A 16149-nucleotide genomic window follows, 5' to 3' on the forward strand; every position below is an offset into this window, starting at 1 on the left:
TCACTGGTTTAACGCGAAATAAAGGTCTGACAAGACACCTATGTTTCTCGGTTTCTTATTAAAAAGAATGGAAGCAAAAGAACCGTCCATGATTTCTTTATGAGACATTCCCAATCATTTGTCCAGGTTTATGGGTCGAAAGTTGTCTTTTGGCCAGTTTACAGCTTGATTATATCAGGAAAAAATATCCACGTTAAGACTAATACAAACAAAATCCTTCTGCTGCTCCCGTCTCCTTTCCGGAAAATACGATACTTACGCCATAAATTATAGATAACGCCGCTTTTTTTACATGTGACAAAGGTCATATCTTTTTTAAAAAAGGAAAAGGGAGCATTAGCTTAAACTAATACTCCCTTATTCATGGGAATTTAATCTTTGCATTCCTGGCAGATTGTCGAAACATTGTATTTGAGTTGTTTCGGGTACTTCGCCATGAAACTCAGCCTTGAGCAGAATTTTTGCCGGATTGAGAAAAGTTTTCTGTGATCAGTCGTTAAGTACACAACAGCACAAAAATTCAAGAACGATGAGGATGATAATCAGGTCGATAATGCCCTCGAAATTGCATTCTTCCCGGTGTCCCAGGCCACCCAATATACCCATTAGGCTAGCTCCTTTCTCTTTATTTTTGCGGTTTTAGCAACGGTTGTTAATAAAGCCGCATATGAATTCGAGCACGATTAAAATTATAATCAGATCAATTATGTCATCAAACACTCCACAGTTATTGTTATCGCAGCCGCCGCCCATATTTCATACCCCTTTCATTTAGCTATTTTTGTTTGTCTACAGTACATGTTATGTTTGTCTAGATATCTTTGACACTACCATCACGTGAATCGGGGTAAAAAATTTTTTTTTTTTAAAAGCTCAGAAGACTTTTTCGGGACCTGGGTTCGGCTACAGGGTACCGGAGAAGACCGACCATCCATAGTGCTGCCATGAAAAAAACTCCTTTGATGGCGAAAGGAGTTTTTCCTGGTTGGTGAGAAAGTAACTATTTATCTATGCCATCAGCTCAATTAATAAAAAAAAGCTTGTTCAGAAACCCCCAGATACTAGGTGCAGCAGGCATTTGCACCGCAGGCGCACCGGAGTACGCGGAGCAAAAATGCGCAACTGTACCAAGGTAGATGGGGGTTTGTCAACAAGCTCAGAGATTTTCCCTGCTCAGTTAGATCGACCCTGCCGATGAAAGGTACTCGCGGGTTTCCGGTCTGGCAAACCCCAGGTTCACCAGTTGGGACCCGACGGTGGCCTCTTCTTTTAACAAATGATTGACCAAATCAAAGAGAGGCTCAAATTTCTCATAAAAAACGACGATTAAGTCGCCCGGGGCCGCCTTTTTTACCGCAGCCAGGAGGGCTTCCGTTTCCGACAGGATAATTTCCATATTTTCCTTGGCTGCGCCTCCCTCCATGGCCCCTTGATAAAGCAGCCGGGCTACCTCTCCAGGCTTTCTTCCCCTTAAATCCTGGTCTTCTTTTATAATAAGCTTAGAAAAACCCTGTGCGGAAATTTTTCCTACTTCGATAATGTTCTTGTCCAGCCTGTCTCCGGGGACTCCGATTACGCCAACCAGTCTTTTCGCCCCCGTGGTCTGAAGGAATTGAATCACGGATTGGTATCCGCCGATGTTATGGCCGTAATCCAGCATCACCTGACAATTTTCTAAATTGAAAATATTAAACCTGCCGGGATTAACCGCCGGATCCGGCTTAAAATCGGTTAAACCGATGCGGATAATATTCTCCGGAATGTTGAGACAGCTTAAGGCGGCCACTGCAGCCAGGGAATTTTCAATATTGCACCTGGCTTTTCCTTCAAAAGTGATGGGCACCTCTTTGATATCCACCACCGGTGTCTTCTGCCCTTTTTTGTAAAGATAGAGGATTTTGTCTTCCACCCGGACCGCTGTTCCCCCCGCTCTGATGTGATTTTCCAGCACCGGGTTTTCTTTCATCTGAGAAAAATAAACGATGTTGCATGTGACCCGGCGGGCAATAAAATCCGTCATGGGGTCATCTCCATTGAGCACTGCGAAACCGTCGGATTTAACCGCTTCCACCACCAGGGCTTTCGCAAAAGCCAATTCTTCCAGAGTATCAATACCATCCTGCCCCACATGATCGTCACTGATATTGACAATCACCCCTACGTCCGCCAAATGATAGCCCAACCCTTTTCTGACGATCCCGCCCCGGGCCGTCTCCAGGACGGCCACGTCAACTTCCTTATTGGCCAGGACCAATTGGGCGCTGGAGGGTCCGGTATTATCCCCATCAGAAATACACCGGTTTCCCACATAGGTGCCGCAGGTGCAGGTCATGCCCACTTTCTTCCCCATCAGGGAAAAGACATGGGCGATCAGCCGGGTAACAGTGGTTTTTCCATTGGTCCCGGTAATAGAAACGATGGGGATGCTCACCGGTGTCCCTTTGGGGTATAAATAATCGATGATGTCGGCGGCGACATTTTGGGCCTGGCCCATGGTGGGATAGAGATGCATCCTTAGGCCGGGAGCGGCATTTACTTCTACCACGGCGCCATGGTCAGGCGAAATAGGCTGGGAAATATCCTCCATCACAAAATCGATGCCGGCTATTTCTAAACCGATGATTTGGGCTATTTTAACGGCAAGGAGCGCATTTTGGGGATGCATTTCTCCGGTGCAGTCCCGGGCCGTGCCACCGGTACTGAGATTGCCGTTTTCCCGTAATAGAATTGTTTCACCTGGGGCCGGGATGTCATTCTCCGTAAAACCTAATTTTTGCAGCACGCGCTTTGCCACCCGGTCCAGCTTAATTTTCGTCAAAGGTCTTTCATGACCCATTCCCCTGATAGCACTGCGGTTTTCTTTTGCTACAAGTTCCTTAATGGTATGCACGCCATCTCCCGTAATGGACGCCGGTTTTCTTTCCGCTACAGCGGATACCTTATCCCCGACCACCAATACCCGATAATCTTTTCCTTTGATAAACCGTTCCACCAGCAAAACAGAATGATGTTTTGCCGCGGACCGGTAGGCCATTCTAAGCTGGTTTTCATCCTGGATATTTAAGTTGACCCCCTTGCCCTGGTTGCCGTCATAAGGCTTGAGCACCACCGGATAACCCAGGGACGCCGCTAGCGCTACAGCTGAATCCTCGGTATAGACCAGACCTCCCTCGGGAACCGGTACCCCGAAATCACTCAAAACTTGCTTTGTTAACTGCTTATTTTTAACCAGGTCAACAGAAATACAAGTCGTCCGGTCAGGTAGGGAGGCTTGGATTAAGTGCAAATATTTTCCGTAACTCAATTGGAGGAGGCTTTCATCTCCCAAGCGTTTTACTGGAATCCCCCTCTTTTTTGCTTCCCGGAATATCGCCCTGGTACTTGGTCCCAGCGCGGTATCCGAGGTAATTTTCTTCAGACCATCCAGAAGAGGTTTAACAGGAACAGGCTGGTTTTGGGCCAAACAGGATACAATCTGCAGCGCAGCCTTTCCGCACGCCACCGCGTATGCTTCATGAAAAAACTCATAAATGATGGCATAGGTAGCAGGCTTTTGGACCAGTCTGGTCTTGCCAAAATAAACAGGATCGCCGAACATGCTCTGTAATTCCAAAATCAAATGTTCCGCCACGTGGCACACATAAGTGCCTTCCTCCAGCCTGGTCACAAACCCGCCCTCATATCCCAACGAACAGTGATGCTTTTTGAGCCCGGGAAATAATCTCAGGAGTTCCTCGTTAAATCCTTCTATCTCCTTGGTAGTTTTCTCCGCCAGTCCTCCTGCATCTACCAATAGCTTTACTACCGGCTTATGGCAGTAAATATTCCTGCCGTTGAAAACGTGCACCTCTTTTAGTTCCACCTTCAATGTCCTCCTAATAAAAAGCCCTGCAGGCTTCGTTAATGCATCCTTACTACTTCTCTGCTCTCAAAATCAAAGCCATAACCGCTCGACAAAACATGAATCGTCACATTGGTAATGGCTAATATTTCATCCGGCTTCAATTCCGACACATTGGAGCTCTTAATGGATTTGCCCTCGATCACCGTCACGGCATTGTTCCCCAGCACTTTAAAATAGCCGTCCGGATAAACCATAATCGCCGTGTCCTCATCGATGCCGATGCCCAACATGCCGGGATTTTGTGCCACACCGCACAACAAACGGCCCAGCCTGCCCCTCTGGTCAAAATGCTGGTCAATGATGACCCCTTCCAGGAGATTTAAACCCGGGGCCATCTTCAGCGTACATTTCCGGGCCGGATCATTGCTTAAGCCTTCCACAATCATGGTGCTGCTCATCACTGAGGCCCCGGCGCTGGTGCCGATAATCGCGGTTCCTTTCCGGAAGGAGCGATGTAAGGCCTCATAAGCTTTCGTGCCTCCCAAAATACTAGTAATTCTTAACTGGTCACCACCTGTAAAGAAAACACCGGAAGAAGCCTCAATTTTTTGCGCATTTTCCTCTTCATTGGCCTCATCCCGGGAACTGATATTTAGTATAACCGTATGCTTCGCTCCTAACCGGGAAAAAACTTCTTGGTACACTTTTCCTGCTTCTTCAGGGCGTTGGGTTGCGGTTGTCACAACGGCAATGCGGGCATCTCTTCCTCCTACCGTCCGGACAACCTCCTCCAGAATCTGGCTGTCCCCTTTTTTATCTTCCGCGCCTCCAATGATCACCAAATTCCCCTTTAATTGATCCGCCATGGCAACCTCCGTGACCTTCACCTTCTTGATTTTCCTTCTGTTTATTTATCTCTCATATGTTCCCTTCTTTACAACTTTTTTATCCACGATTAAGTGCTCTCCCCGGCCCAATAACCTGTTAATCTCCAGGTCTTTCCGGCCAAAAACGATGATGTCGGCGTCGCTTCCCGGCACAAGGGCCCCCTTCCTGGGATATAATTTTAATATTTGGGCCGGGTTCATCGTCATCGTTTTCAAGCAGGTCTCAAAAGGTAGCTTTTTCTCCAAAATACAGGCCCGAAAATCCTCCAGCAGGGCCTTTACCTCTGCCACACTGCACGGGGATTCTTTGGGACAGGCGCTGCCGTTTCCGTCCGAGGTGATGGTCACCCGGTCCAGTTCCCTTTCCTCATGGATCAACTTTTCTAAAGCATCAGGCACACTTAAGCCAATTTTCTCTCCTGCCGTCAGGTCAATATTTCCCCCTTTTTTTAAAAGCCGGATGCCTTGGAAAAATAGATTTTCATTCCTGTTGATATGCGTAGGTACAAACATTTCCAGCGGGAAATCGGACTCATCAAGGACCTGGAACAAGGGACCCAGCCCTTCTTTCCCGTCCCCCACATGAATATGGACCACCCCGGCCTTTCCGCCTAACATGCCCCCTGTTCTGGCCTCGGAGGCAATCTCTCTTAAGGATTCTAAAGAGGGGTGAGAGGACCGGTGGTCTGAAATGGCAATCTCCCCCACGCCCACCACCTTGTCGATGAGGGCGATATCCGTGAGCGCTCTCCCGGTCAAGGTAGCCGTAGGAATTCCGTAGCTGCCTGAATAAATATAGGTGGAAATCCCTTCGTCTTCCAGCGCCCGGGCCTTGGCTAAAAGGCCGGAAATACTTCGGGTCACGCTGTCAAACCCTAAGACTCCCACCACGGTAGTAACTCCCGCCCTAGTCAGCTCACTGAACATAATTTCCGGTGTGCGGCTGTGGGGCCCTTGTTCGCCGCCGCCTCCCGCAATATGCACATGCTGGTCGATAAAACCCGGGCAAACAATACAGTCCGTGCAGTCTATCACTTCCACTTCCCGGAAAGCTTTCGGGTCAATATCATCCTCCACCTGGCAGATTTTATCAAAGACGACCAAAATGTCTTTCTGCCCCAGATCGGCCGGATTAAAACAGTAGCCTTTTTTTAATAACTTAAACACAATGCCTCCCGCCAAAAAGCAGCCTACCCACTGAAATTCTTACTTTAATATTTCACGGGAAAATCTAAACTATTCTCTCCCGCCTCATGAAAAAAGAGCAGACACGGAGACGGTTCTGCAACAGAACCGTCTCCGTGTCTGCATGTCTGGTCTGTGTCTGTTTTTGAGACATCCCCTATTTAAATAGGCTTTGGGGGCGCCTGGACGTCTTTGGCCTGGGTCTTAACCCGAAACAAGCAATGCTCGCAAAAGTATGGAGCATCTTTGTTCTTGGCCAATTTGGCATAATCTTTATGGATTTTACATATATCCTCTACCTTACCGCATAAGGAACATTTTACCTGCATAATGGTCCCCCTTAAACAAAAAGTAATAAGTATAGTATTCTCTTCATAGAATTATTTTCCTTCCCTGATCCCAAAGTATAATTTTTCCTAATTCAGTTATCCTAAAAAGAAAAATACAAAGGAGAATCTTATATGCGCAGTATGGATACATTTAAAAAATTGGGCGTTTCATTGGATTTGGCTTTAGAAGCCCATGAACTGCTGAGAGGGGCGACGAAACAGGAAGTGCCGGGAGTAAAAGAAGATAAAGAGAGTTTTGACTTCGCTTCCGTAACAACCGTGACAATTCTGGATGCCCAGGGAGAACAGCTTATGGGTAAACCTCAGGGTACCTATATCACCATTGAAGCTCCCCGGATCCGCTTTGAAGGCAAAGAAATTATGGATGATCTTAGCGAACTGTTGGCGAATAAATTAGAATCTCTCATCAAAATTGGCCCCCAAGGTACGATCCTGGTGATCGGTTTAGGAAACTGGAATGCCACACCGGATGCCTTAGGACCCAATGTGGTTAACTCTACCATGGCCACCCGCCACCTGTACACCTATGCTCCGGAAGCGGTGGGAGAAGGACTCCGTCCTGTATGCGCCTTAGCTCCGGGTGTGCTGGGAATTACGGGTATCGAAACGGCGGAAATCATCAAAGGAGTCGTAGACAGGGTTAAACCGGACTATATCATTGCGGTTGATGCTTTAGCCGCGGCAAATATTTCCCGGATCAGCACGACGATTCAGATCGCCGACACGGGGATCAGCCCCGGATCAGGGCTGGGAAATAAAAGAATCGGTATTAATCAAGAATCCATGGGCGTTCCGGTCATCGCCATCGGCGTTCCCACCGTAGTCCATGCATCGGTGATTATCAACGAAGCCCTGGCCAAGCTGAACGAGCTCTGGTCAAACAACATGCTCATGGCCACATGTGCCCAAAACATTAACCCTGACTTAACCCAGCAACTTTCCGGCACCATGTTTCAGGCTTTTGAAGGCAACCTGGTGGTCACGCCAAAAGAGATCGACGATTTAATTCTCAATGTAGGGAAAATCATCGCTGCAGGGATTACGCAAGCGGCCCATCCCGGAATCAACAAAGAAAATTACCATCGCTATATGCAATAAAAAAAGCCCCCATGGGGCTTTTTTTATTCGGGATTCGGGAACCGGGATCCGGGTACCGGGGAAACCATTAAATCAAATCACTTTACGTGCTGATATCCATTAACTTTTCAAAGATGTCCAAACGGAGTTTTTTCATTTCTTTAGGATTGGCAAAAAAATAAGAAGGGCTGACGCCCTTCTTATTTTTACTTCTACTGTTTCTTAGGCACTCGGCAATTGGGTAGGCGCAGAGCCGTTAATCGCTCCGGACTGCCCGGACTGAAGAGCCTGTTCAGCAAAAGCAACCATCTTCTTAGTCATATTTCCCCCAACATAACCATTCTGACGGGAAGTAAGATTTCCCTTGTCTACCTGGTCATAATTGGCAAGGCCAAGTTCACTGGCAACTTCTAATTTGAATTGATTTAAGGCGGCACCGGCTCCAGGTCTTACAGGTTGATTGTTGTTGTTATTACTAGGCACGAGTGTCTCCTCCTTTTCGTATCATTAGTGTTTATGGGATCATTTAGTCTCTGTTAGCTGGGTCTCTGTGTCATAGCCGAATTCCCGATCGCGCCGGACTGACCTGATTGCAGCGCCTGTTCAGCAAAAGCAACCATTTTCTTGGTCATATTTCCACCAACGTAACCATTTTGCCGAGAAGTCAGATTTCCTTTATCTACCTGGGCATAATTGGATAATCCGAGTTCAGTAGCAACTTCCATTTTGAATTGGTTTAAGGCACCGGATGCTCCACGTCTTACAGGTTCATTATTGTTGTTGTTACTTGGCATTTAGTTTCACCTCCTTTACTGGAATCTGAGATTATTCTTTTCTTTTTTGATTCACTTTATTCTGCTTTTTGACTAACAGTATTTTCCTTAGTGTGATTAAATATTGGAATAATTATTATTTATTCTCTTTTTTGGTCTTTGTTTTGCTTTCCTTCTTTGAGGACGGTGTAATTCCTAATTCTTGCAAAAATTCGTACTTGGTTTTTTCATTGATGCCCGATAAATCTTTTTTTGGGGACAATAAAATCACCTCCCTGATCTATAGTGTGCATTTCTTGAAAAAAACAATACCAGGTAGTTTTCTCATTCAGAGACATTGGTTACCAAAGAAGTAAAAAAAAGCGCAAAAATGCGCTTTTGAACTGGTCGATAAACCTCATGTATCTGGTTGCAGCCGGGCCTTCTTCCTCTACACAGCCGGGTCAGGTGAAAATTTTAAATTTTTCTTGGACCATGGAGCCTAACAGGCTATGCGGGGAAGTCGCCAACCCGGGATCCCGGGCCAGTAATCCATGGGCCTCCTCCCTTACGGTTTCCAGTAAAGAAAGATCTTCAAAAATATTGGCGATCTTTAATTCCGGCAAACCGTGCTGGCGGGTGCCAAAGAAATCTCCGGGCCCTCTCAGCTTTAAGTCGGCCTCGGCAATAGCAAAACCGTCATTGGTACTTTCCATAATCTCCATGCGTTTCCGGCTTTCTACCGTCTTCCCATGATGCATGAGAATGCAATAGGACTGGTGTTCTCCCCGGCCTACCCGCCCCCGCAATTGGTGCAGTTGGGCCAATCCAAAACGCTCGGCATCCCGGATCACCATCACGGTAGCATTGGGCACATGAATCCCTACTTCAATGACGGTGGTAGAAATCAGGAGCTGGATGCGCCCCTGGCGGAATCCCTCCATCACCTGGTCCTTTTCCCGGCTTTTCATCTTGCCGTGCAATAAGGCCAGGGCATAATTTTTAAATTCCCCCCGGGCCAGCCGCTCAAACAGTTCCCCCGCCGCCTGGAGATCAACCTGCTCCGATTCTTCCACCAAGGGACAAACCATGTAGGCCTGCCGGCCTTGATCCAGCTCCTTTCTGATAAAAGAAAAAATTCTTTGCTCTAAATCGTACTTAACGGCATAGGTTTTGATTTCTTTTCTTCCCGGAGGCAGGGTATCAATGACAGACAAGGCCAGGTCCCCATAGAGGGTGAGCGCCAGGGACCGGGGTATGGGTGTGGCCGTCATCACCAAAATATCCGGCTGCACCCCTTTTTTTTGCAATTTTCCCCGTTGCATCACGCCAAACCGGTGCTGTTCATCGGTAATCGCCAAGCTTAAATTTTTAAATCGGACATTTTCCTGGATTAAGGCATGGGTACCAACCAGAATCTGGATCTGTCCGGTTCGGGCTCCTTCGCATAGGGCCTCTCTTTCTTTGCCCGGCGTACTTCCGGTCAGGCAAGCCACTTCCACGCCTAATTTTCCGAACAGGGCGGACAGGCTTTGCCCATGCTGGCGGGCCAATATTTCCGTAGGAACCATCATCGCCCCCTGAAACCCGGAGCGCACCGCTTTGTAAAGAGCGGCGGCAGCCACCACCGTCTTTCCGGATCCCACGTCTCCCTGAATCAATCTGGCCATGGGCTTGTTTCTTTCCATGTCGCGGAAAACTTCACCGATCACTCTTTTTTGGGCTTCTGTGAAGGGAAAAGGCACCGCTTTTTGGAAACTGGTAAAGATTTCTTTATCCTTGTCATGGGAGATGCCTTTTTCTTCCCTGTGGCGGCTGGCTAAAATAGCTAACTGGAGCAAAAGCAGCTCCTCAAAAGCCAGCCTGTGCCGGGCTGCCTTCATTTCCTCCCAGGATTCCGGCAAATGAATGGCCTGCAAAGCGGCAGCCTTACGCATCAGCTGGTGCCGCACCAATAGATCCCCGGGCAGATTTTCCGATACCCTTGGGGCATATTGTTGGACACAACCGGACATGATTTTGCGGAAAATCTTTTGGGGAAGTGTTTCCGTCGTGCCGTAAACGGGCAGGATCCGGGGCCCGGTCGCAGCGTCTTCTTTGCCGATGATTTCATAATCCTGCACCGTCAATTCCAGGGCCTGGTATTTACCATCCACTTTTCCATGCACCATGATTTCACGGCCCTGTTCCAATTGCTTTTTTACAAAGGGTTGATTGAACCAAACGGCAGGAATGGATCCCGTGCCGTCGGCAATCCAGGCTTTTGTGATGCTCAGGTTTCTTCGGGGCTTAAACTCTTTTAAGGCCCCGATGAAACCCCGGATCGTTTCCGTTTGATTCGGCTCCAGACTGCTGATGCATTTTACGGACCTGCGGTCTTCATACCTTTTGGGAAAATACTCCAAGAGTTCTCCCACGTTTTTCAGACCCATTTTCTGCAACAATAAAGCTCTTTGGGGGCCCACATTTTTTAGATACTGCACAGGGGTCGTCAGTTCCTGATCGCCGACCCCGGGATTTTTTTCTTTCCGGTTGTTCACAAGAAACTACCTCGTTTTGCCCTAAAATCTTACTGGGGAACTGTCTGCCCTTTTCGTGTGAAAAGCATAAAAATTCCCCTTTTAGTTTTCTGCTAAACGGGGATATTATCCTTTAAACTATTCCAGGGAAATTAAATAATAATATAAGGGCTGTCCACCATAATGGACTTCTACTTCCACGTTGGGAAAATCTTCCGAGATTCTTGCCGCCACAGCATTGGCTTCCTCCTCTGTGACATGATGCCCATAGAATAAAGTAATTAATTCATGATCCGGCTCCACCATTTTTTCAATGACATCCAAAACCACCTGGTTCACATCCTGGCCGATGATTTCAATGGACCCGTTGACCAGTCCCAGAATATCTTTTTCCTTAATGGAAAAGCCATTAAAGGAGGAATCCCGAACCGCATAGGTCACCTCTCCTGTTTTCACATGGGCAAACGCTTTCGTCATCTCTTCCCGGTTATGCGCTGCCGTCTGGTCCTGATCAAAGGCCAGCATCGCCGCCAAACCCTGAGCAAGAGACTTGGTGGGCACCACGGCGACGGATTTCTCCGATAAGGATTGGGCTTGCTGCGCAGTGAGAATGATGTTCCGGTTATTGGGCAGGACCACCACTTCCCGGGCCGCTACCTTTTCTATGGCGGTCAGAAGGTCTTCCGCGCTGGGATTCATGGTCTGTCCCCCGTTGATCACCGTGGCTACCCCTAAACTGCGGAAAATCTCCGCCAGCCCTTCCCCGGCCGCAACTACCACCACCGCACATTTCTCCTCCGCGGGCGGCCCGGTTAAATCCATGGTTTCCCGGTGCTGTTCCTTCATGTTATCAATCTTGATATCGTGCAAGGACCCTTGGGTGAGGGCAAATTCTAAGATTTCTCCCGGATGATTGGTATGGACATGAACCTTGACCAAATCTTCCGTACCGACGACAAGGAGGGAGTCCCCCTGATCCTGGAATTGGGATTTGATCGTCTCCACAGATAAACGGTCTCCCTTAATGATGAATTCCGTGCAGTATTGAAAAGGAATGGACAGCTGGTCTGCACCGGGTAAGGGAAAATCCCTTTTTTCCTTTCGGGTGAGAGGAGCCTCAATTTTTTCTCCCTGGAGCGCCCGCACCCCCCCTTCCAGAATCATTAAGAAGCCTTTGCCTCCGGCATCGACAACTCCTGCCTGTTTTAAAACGGGCAGCTGATTCGGGGTATTGTTTAAAGCGGCTTGCCCCTGCTCAAGGGCGTATGTAATGACTTCAAAAACATCCTCATTCTGTTTGGCCTCTTTAACTGCAGCGGCCGCCACTTCTCTGCTCACCGTTAGGATCGTCCCCTCCACCGGTTTCATCACGGACTTATAGGCCAGCTCCACCCCTTTTTGCAGGGAAAAAGCAAAGTCTGCGGCAGAAAGAGATTTTTTATCCCCCACCCCTTGGGCGAAACCCCGGAACAATTGAGATAAAATGACGCCTGAATTTCCCCGGGCTCCCATCAAGGCCCCCCGGGAAACCGTATGGGCAACTTGTGCGGCTGAAGAAAGGCCGGTTAAATCCTTCACGGCAGAATTCATGGTCAGGGACATATTGGTCCCCGTATCCCCATCGGGCACCGGAAAAACATTCAGCGCATCGACAACCTCTTTATTTGCAGTCAGAAAACCACAGCCCCCAATGAAAAATTTTTCCAATAAGGCTGCAGTTAATTCCGTAAACTTCAACGTCTTGTACCCCCTTAGTCAACCACTCTCACGCCTTGTACATGGATTTGTACATGATCGACCAGCATCCCGGTATGTTTCTCCACCGTGTACCTGACCTTTTCAATGACGTTGTTGGCTATTTCGGATATTTTTGTACCATAACCGACAATAATAAAAATGTTAATATTGATTTGATCGTTTTTTAAGATCACTTCTACACCCTTGCTTAAAGCTTCCATGCCCAACAATTCGGCAATTCCGTCCTTAATTTTTTGGGAGGCCATACCAACTATTCCATAACACTCCATCGCGGCAATCCCTGCCAAAGTAGCAATCACTTCCCGAGAAATAATGATGTTTCCCATATCGTTGGCTATCACCTTGCCCATATTTCACACCTCCCTAGCTTTACTTATTCTATTATTATTGACACTATGCTTTTATTTTAAAAAAATATCGGTCCTGTTCTTAAAATCTACTTCGACACATTTCACGTTTTTCCCTGCTCCTTGCCGGGGAAAAACAACTTTTCCTCACCCAGGAATAGGGATCAGGGGCCATTTTTTCAAGAAACTCCAATTAGACCTTGCCATCAGGAAGAAGTTTTGCTAAAATATCATAAGGTGTTTAAATCAGCTGGATTCGAAGCCAAGTCATCTGAAGGAGGTGGAACCCCATGGCAGTATGTTCAATTTGCGGAAAAGGTGTCAAAACCGGCATGCAAGTCAGCCATTCTCATATTAGAACGAAAAGAACCTGGAAGCCGAATCTCCAGTCGGTAAAAGCAGTCGTAAACGGTTCACCCAAAAGAATTACGGTATGTACCAGGTGTCTGCGTTCCGGCAAGGTACAAAGAGCCATCTAAGGATTGTACCGACGAGTTCCGGGACCTTGAGAGAAAAATACACCAGAGACGGAAAAAAGCATTATGCTAAAATAATGCTTTTTTTATTTTCACCTCCCCTCACACATTACCCTGCTCAAAAATATTAATATATAAAGGAGCTACGGAGGTGAGCTATTTGAGGACGCATGATGAAATCATGGAAAAAGTCAATTATTATAAACAAAAGTTAGCTGACGCCATGCAAGAAAAAGAGGAGTTTTCTACCACATGTTATCCTGAACTCGATCTTATTATTTTTTCCTTAGTGGATAAGCTCGAAGCCTTGTTATGGGTATTGGAGATAGATTTACCAGAAGGAGACATATTAGACCGAATTGTAGGGTTGAACCATTAAAAAAATAAGGAAGACATAAACAGCCTTCCCGAACACCGGCTGTTGAAAAACCTGTGCCGAAGCATGGGTTTTTCTGATTCCCCCTTTAGTTTCTGGGTTGATCCCAGGCCCGGATCACCAGAGCCATGCCGTCCTTGATCCGAATCGACGCCTCGGCTTCTACCATTTCATTGGAGACACCCCGGGAGGATCCTTGATCAAGGGTGGCATTGCGCAGCATATATTTGAGCCCTTTGGTAAAAATCCCCTTTACCTCAGCAGACAGGGGAATCAGGGAAACAAGATCGCCCGGAGAGCCGGAAAACTTCACTTCTTCTCTCAAAAGCATAATTTCATTTTGCTCATTGACCGCCTTCGCCTGAATATGGCCGGGGATTCGGGCCAGCAGGAATAAGTTGGCCATACTATGATCATATCTGGTTCCCAATACCCCTAAGAGAAGGATCTCGTCCGGGTTTCTCGCCAGACAGCATTTCAAAGCCAACTCCGTATCGGTCATATCCTTCTCTTCCGGATGCTCTTCAAAATGACAGCCGGTATCAGAGAGGGCACACTTCGCTTCCGGGGAAAGAGAATCAAAATCGCCTAAAACGACCTGGGGGATGATCCCCATCGCCAGGGCATGCCGGGTTCCCCCATCGGCACAGATAATAAAATCATTTTCCTGAAGCAGTGATTTATGCCAATGGTAATCGTTCATGTCGCCGTTGGCAATGATAATGCACCTGCTGGTCATAATTATTCCTCCAAGCCGTTAGTTTGGGGACACCGGAAAAATAATTCCCTTTGTCTTTTCCGGGGAACTGGATCCGGTGCCCGGCTCTTTAGATTTGTTTCAAAAGATTGGCCATCTCAATGGCCGCCAGGGCGGCATCCCATCCTTTGTTCCCCGCCTTGGTACCGGCCCGCTCAATGGCCTGCTCAATGGAATCCGCGGTAATGACGCCGAAAATAACCGGCCTTTCTTGCTCCAACCCCACGTGAGCCACTCCCTTAGCCACCTCTGAAGCCACGTAGTCAAAATGGGGTGTGGCTCCTCTAATGACCGCCCCCAAACAAATTATAGCATCATAATTTTTATTTGCCATCTTTTTTGCCGCCAGAGGAATCTCAAACGCCCCGGGAACCCAGACAATTTCAATGTCGGCCTGGGAAGCCCCATGCCGTTCCAGGGCGTCCAGGGCGCCTGACAGCAGTTTTCCCGTAATAAACTCATTAAACCGTCCCACGACGATGCCGAATTTTAATCCTTCCGCTACCAATTTGCCTTCAAAAACCTGTCCCATTCCTATCATTCCTTTCCCAAAAATAAAATTTTATGAAAAAGCCTAAAGGCTTTTCGGGATCCGGGTACCGGTTACCTTTTTTTCAGATATGGAGCATGTGTCCTAATTTATCTTTTTTGGTGGAAAGATAAAACTCATTATTTTGGTTTGGGCACACTTCAATGGGCACCCGCTCCACGACTTGCAGCCCGTATCCTTCCAACCCCTTGATCTTGCGGGGATTATTGGTTAACAGCCTGATTTTTTTCACGCCCAGGTCGGAAAGAATTTGAGCACCGATGCCGTAATTCCTCAGGTCTGCCGGAAAACCCAGGGCCTCATTTGCTTCCACCGTATCTTTCCCTTCATCCTGGAGCATATATGCTTTCAGTTTGTTCAAAAGGCCGATCCCCCGTCCTTCCTGTCTCATATAAAGCAGGATCCCCTCCCCGGCTTCCTCAATCATGTGCAGGGCGGTGGCCAATTGATCGCCGCAGTCGCAACGGATCGATCCGAACACATCTCCGGTGAGGCATTCGGAATGAACACGCACCAAAACCGGCCGGTCCGGGGAAATTTCCCCTTTGACCAGGGCCACGTGGGTATCGCTGTCCACCTCATTTTCATAAGCGACAGCGGTAAAATCGCCGTATTTGGTAGGAAGCTTGGTCATGACGGCCCGGTGCACCAATTTTTCCGTTTTTCTCCGGTAGTGAATCAAGTCGGCAATGGAGATAATTTTTAAATCATGCTTCGCGCAAAACTGTCTCAGCTCGGGCAGCCGGGCCATGGTGCCGTCTTCATTCATAATTTCACAGATCACGCCCGCCGGATAGAGGCCGGCCAACCGGGCCAGGTCAACCGCCGCTTCCGTATGGCCGGTTCTCTTCAGTACGCCTCCTTCCTTGGCCCGCAAGGGGAAAATGTGGCCGGGCTTTTTTAAATCCTCCGGTTTTACGGCACGATCAATGAGGGCTTGCACCGTGGCCGCCCTTTCAAAAGCCGATATTCCCGTGGTGGCATCCGGCCCGTCTACCGACACGGTAAACGCGGTTTCATGGTTATCGCTGTTGTGTTCCACCATCGGTGTCAGCCTGAGCTGGTCGCTTCTTTGCGCGGTTAAGGGCATACAGACCAAGCCCCGGGCAAAGGTGACCATAAAGTTGATCGCCTCCGGGGTGGCCATTTCTGCCGCCATCACCAGATCCCCTTCATTTTCCCTGTCTTCATCATCCACCACAACTACCATTTTACCTTCCTGAATTTCCGCAATGGCTTCCTCAATCCGATTTAAATCCATTTCTCATTCT

At 47.9% G+C, this 16149-nt stretch carries 13 protein-coding genes and 2 pseudogenes; 3 read left to right on the forward strand and 12 right to left on the reverse strand.

Annotated elements, in window-relative coordinates:
- Positions 1-1177: 1177 nt before the first annotated feature.
- The 4 genes from cphA to DCMF_RS07730 form a co-directional block, all read right to left on the reverse strand.
- Positions 1178-3862, reverse strand: coding sequence for a cyanophycin synthetase (gene cphA, locus DCMF_RS07715; protein ID WP_148133895.1), 2685 nt, complete (start codon positions 3860-3862; stop codon positions 1178-1180).
- A 38-nt stretch (positions 3863-3900) separates the two neighbouring features.
- Complete coding sequence (locus DCMF_RS07720) at positions 3901-4710, reverse strand: cyanophycinase (protein WP_148133896.1); 810 nt, start codon at positions 4708-4710, stop codon at positions 3901-3903.
- Between the two features lie 45 nt (positions 4711-4755).
- The gene (gene iadA / locus DCMF_RS07725) at positions 4756-5898 is read right to left on the reverse strand and encodes a beta-aspartyl-peptidase (RefSeq protein WP_148133897.1); all 1143 of its coding nucleotides are present in this window, start codon (positions 5896-5898) and stop codon (positions 4756-4758) included.
- Between the two features lie 179 nt (positions 5899-6077).
- The gene (locus DCMF_RS07730; RefSeq protein WP_148133898.1) at positions 6078-6245 is read right to left on the reverse strand and encodes a DUF2197 domain-containing protein; all 168 of its coding nucleotides are present in this window, start codon (positions 6243-6245) and stop codon (positions 6078-6080) included.
- Positions 6246-6377: 132 nt separating this feature from the next.
- On the opposite strand from DCMF_RS07730, the gene gpr reads away from it, so the two are divergent.
- Positions 6378-7364, forward strand: a complete 987-nt coding sequence (gene gpr, locus DCMF_RS07735; protein ID WP_236860215.1) for a GPR endopeptidase — start codon at positions 6378-6380, stop codon at positions 7362-7364.
- Between the two features lie 261 nt (positions 7365-7625).
- Here gpr and DCMF_RS07740 read toward each other — a convergent pair.
- From DCMF_RS07740 to DCMF_RS07760, 5 genes and pseudogenes are all read right to left on the reverse strand, one after another.
- Positions 7626-7826, reverse strand: a pseudogene (locus DCMF_RS07740) (small, acid-soluble spore protein, alpha/beta type); the annotation flags it as partial.
- Between the two features lie 110 nt (positions 7827-7936).
- Positions 7937-8137 (reverse strand): annotated as a pseudogene (locus tag DCMF_RS07745) (small, acid-soluble spore protein, alpha/beta type); the annotation flags it as partial.
- A 422-nt stretch (positions 8138-8559) separates the two neighbouring features.
- Positions 8560-10635, reverse strand: a complete 2076-nt coding sequence (recG, locus tag DCMF_RS07750; protein ID WP_148133901.1) for an ATP-dependent DNA helicase RecG — start codon at positions 10633-10635, stop codon at positions 8560-8562.
- Positions 10636-10752: 117 nt separating this feature from the next.
- Positions 10753-12351 (reverse strand): DAK2 domain-containing protein, encoded by a 1599-nt coding sequence (locus tag DCMF_RS07755; RefSeq protein ID WP_148133902.1) that lies wholly within the window; start codon positions 12349-12351, stop codon positions 10753-10755.
- Between the two features lie 14 nt (positions 12352-12365).
- Positions 12366-12722: an Asp23/Gls24 family envelope stress response protein gene (locus DCMF_RS07760; protein WP_148133903.1), complete on the reverse strand. Its 357-nt coding sequence runs from the start codon at positions 12720-12722 to the stop codon at positions 12366-12368.
- A 287-nt stretch (positions 12723-13009) separates the two neighbouring features.
- On the opposite strand from DCMF_RS07760, the gene rpmB reads away from it, so the two are divergent.
- Both rpmB and DCMF_RS07770 read left to right on the forward strand, forming a co-directional pair.
- The gene (gene rpmB, locus DCMF_RS07765; RefSeq protein ID WP_148133904.1) at positions 13010-13198 is read left to right on the forward strand and encodes a 50S ribosomal protein L28; all 189 of its coding nucleotides are present in this window, start codon (positions 13010-13012) and stop codon (positions 13196-13198) included.
- 148 nt (positions 13199-13346) lie between these two features.
- The gene (locus DCMF_RS07770; RefSeq protein ID WP_214659182.1) at positions 13347-13574 is read left to right on the forward strand and encodes a hypothetical protein; all 228 of its coding nucleotides are present in this window, start codon (positions 13347-13349) and stop codon (positions 13572-13574) included.
- Positions 13575-13659: 85 nt separating this feature from the next.
- Here DCMF_RS07770 and DCMF_RS07775 read toward each other — a convergent pair whose 3' ends face one another.
- From DCMF_RS07775 to DCMF_RS07785, 3 genes are all read right to left on the reverse strand, one after another.
- Positions 13660-14310 (reverse strand): thiamine diphosphokinase, encoded by a 651-nt coding sequence (locus DCMF_RS07775; protein ID WP_148133906.1) that lies wholly within the window; start codon positions 14308-14310, stop codon positions 13660-13662.
- Positions 14311-14398: 88 nt separating this feature from the next.
- On the reverse strand, positions 14399-14860 hold the full coding sequence (gene ribH, locus DCMF_RS07780; protein WP_148133907.1) for a 6,7-dimethyl-8-ribityllumazine synthase: 462 nt from the start codon (positions 14858-14860) through the stop codon (positions 14399-14401).
- 82 nt (positions 14861-14942) lie between these two features.
- Complete coding sequence (locus DCMF_RS07785) at positions 14943-16139, reverse strand: bifunctional 3,4-dihydroxy-2-butanone-4-phosphate synthase/GTP cyclohydrolase II (RefSeq protein WP_148133908.1); 1197 nt, start codon at positions 16137-16139, stop codon at positions 14943-14945.
- Positions 16140-16149: the final 10 nt, after the last annotated feature.

Source organism: Candidatus Formimonas warabiya, from assembly GCF_002777255.1.
Classification (GTDB): Bacteria; Bacillota; Dehalobacteriia; order Dehalobacteriales; family Dehalobacteriaceae; genus Formimonas; species Formimonas warabiya.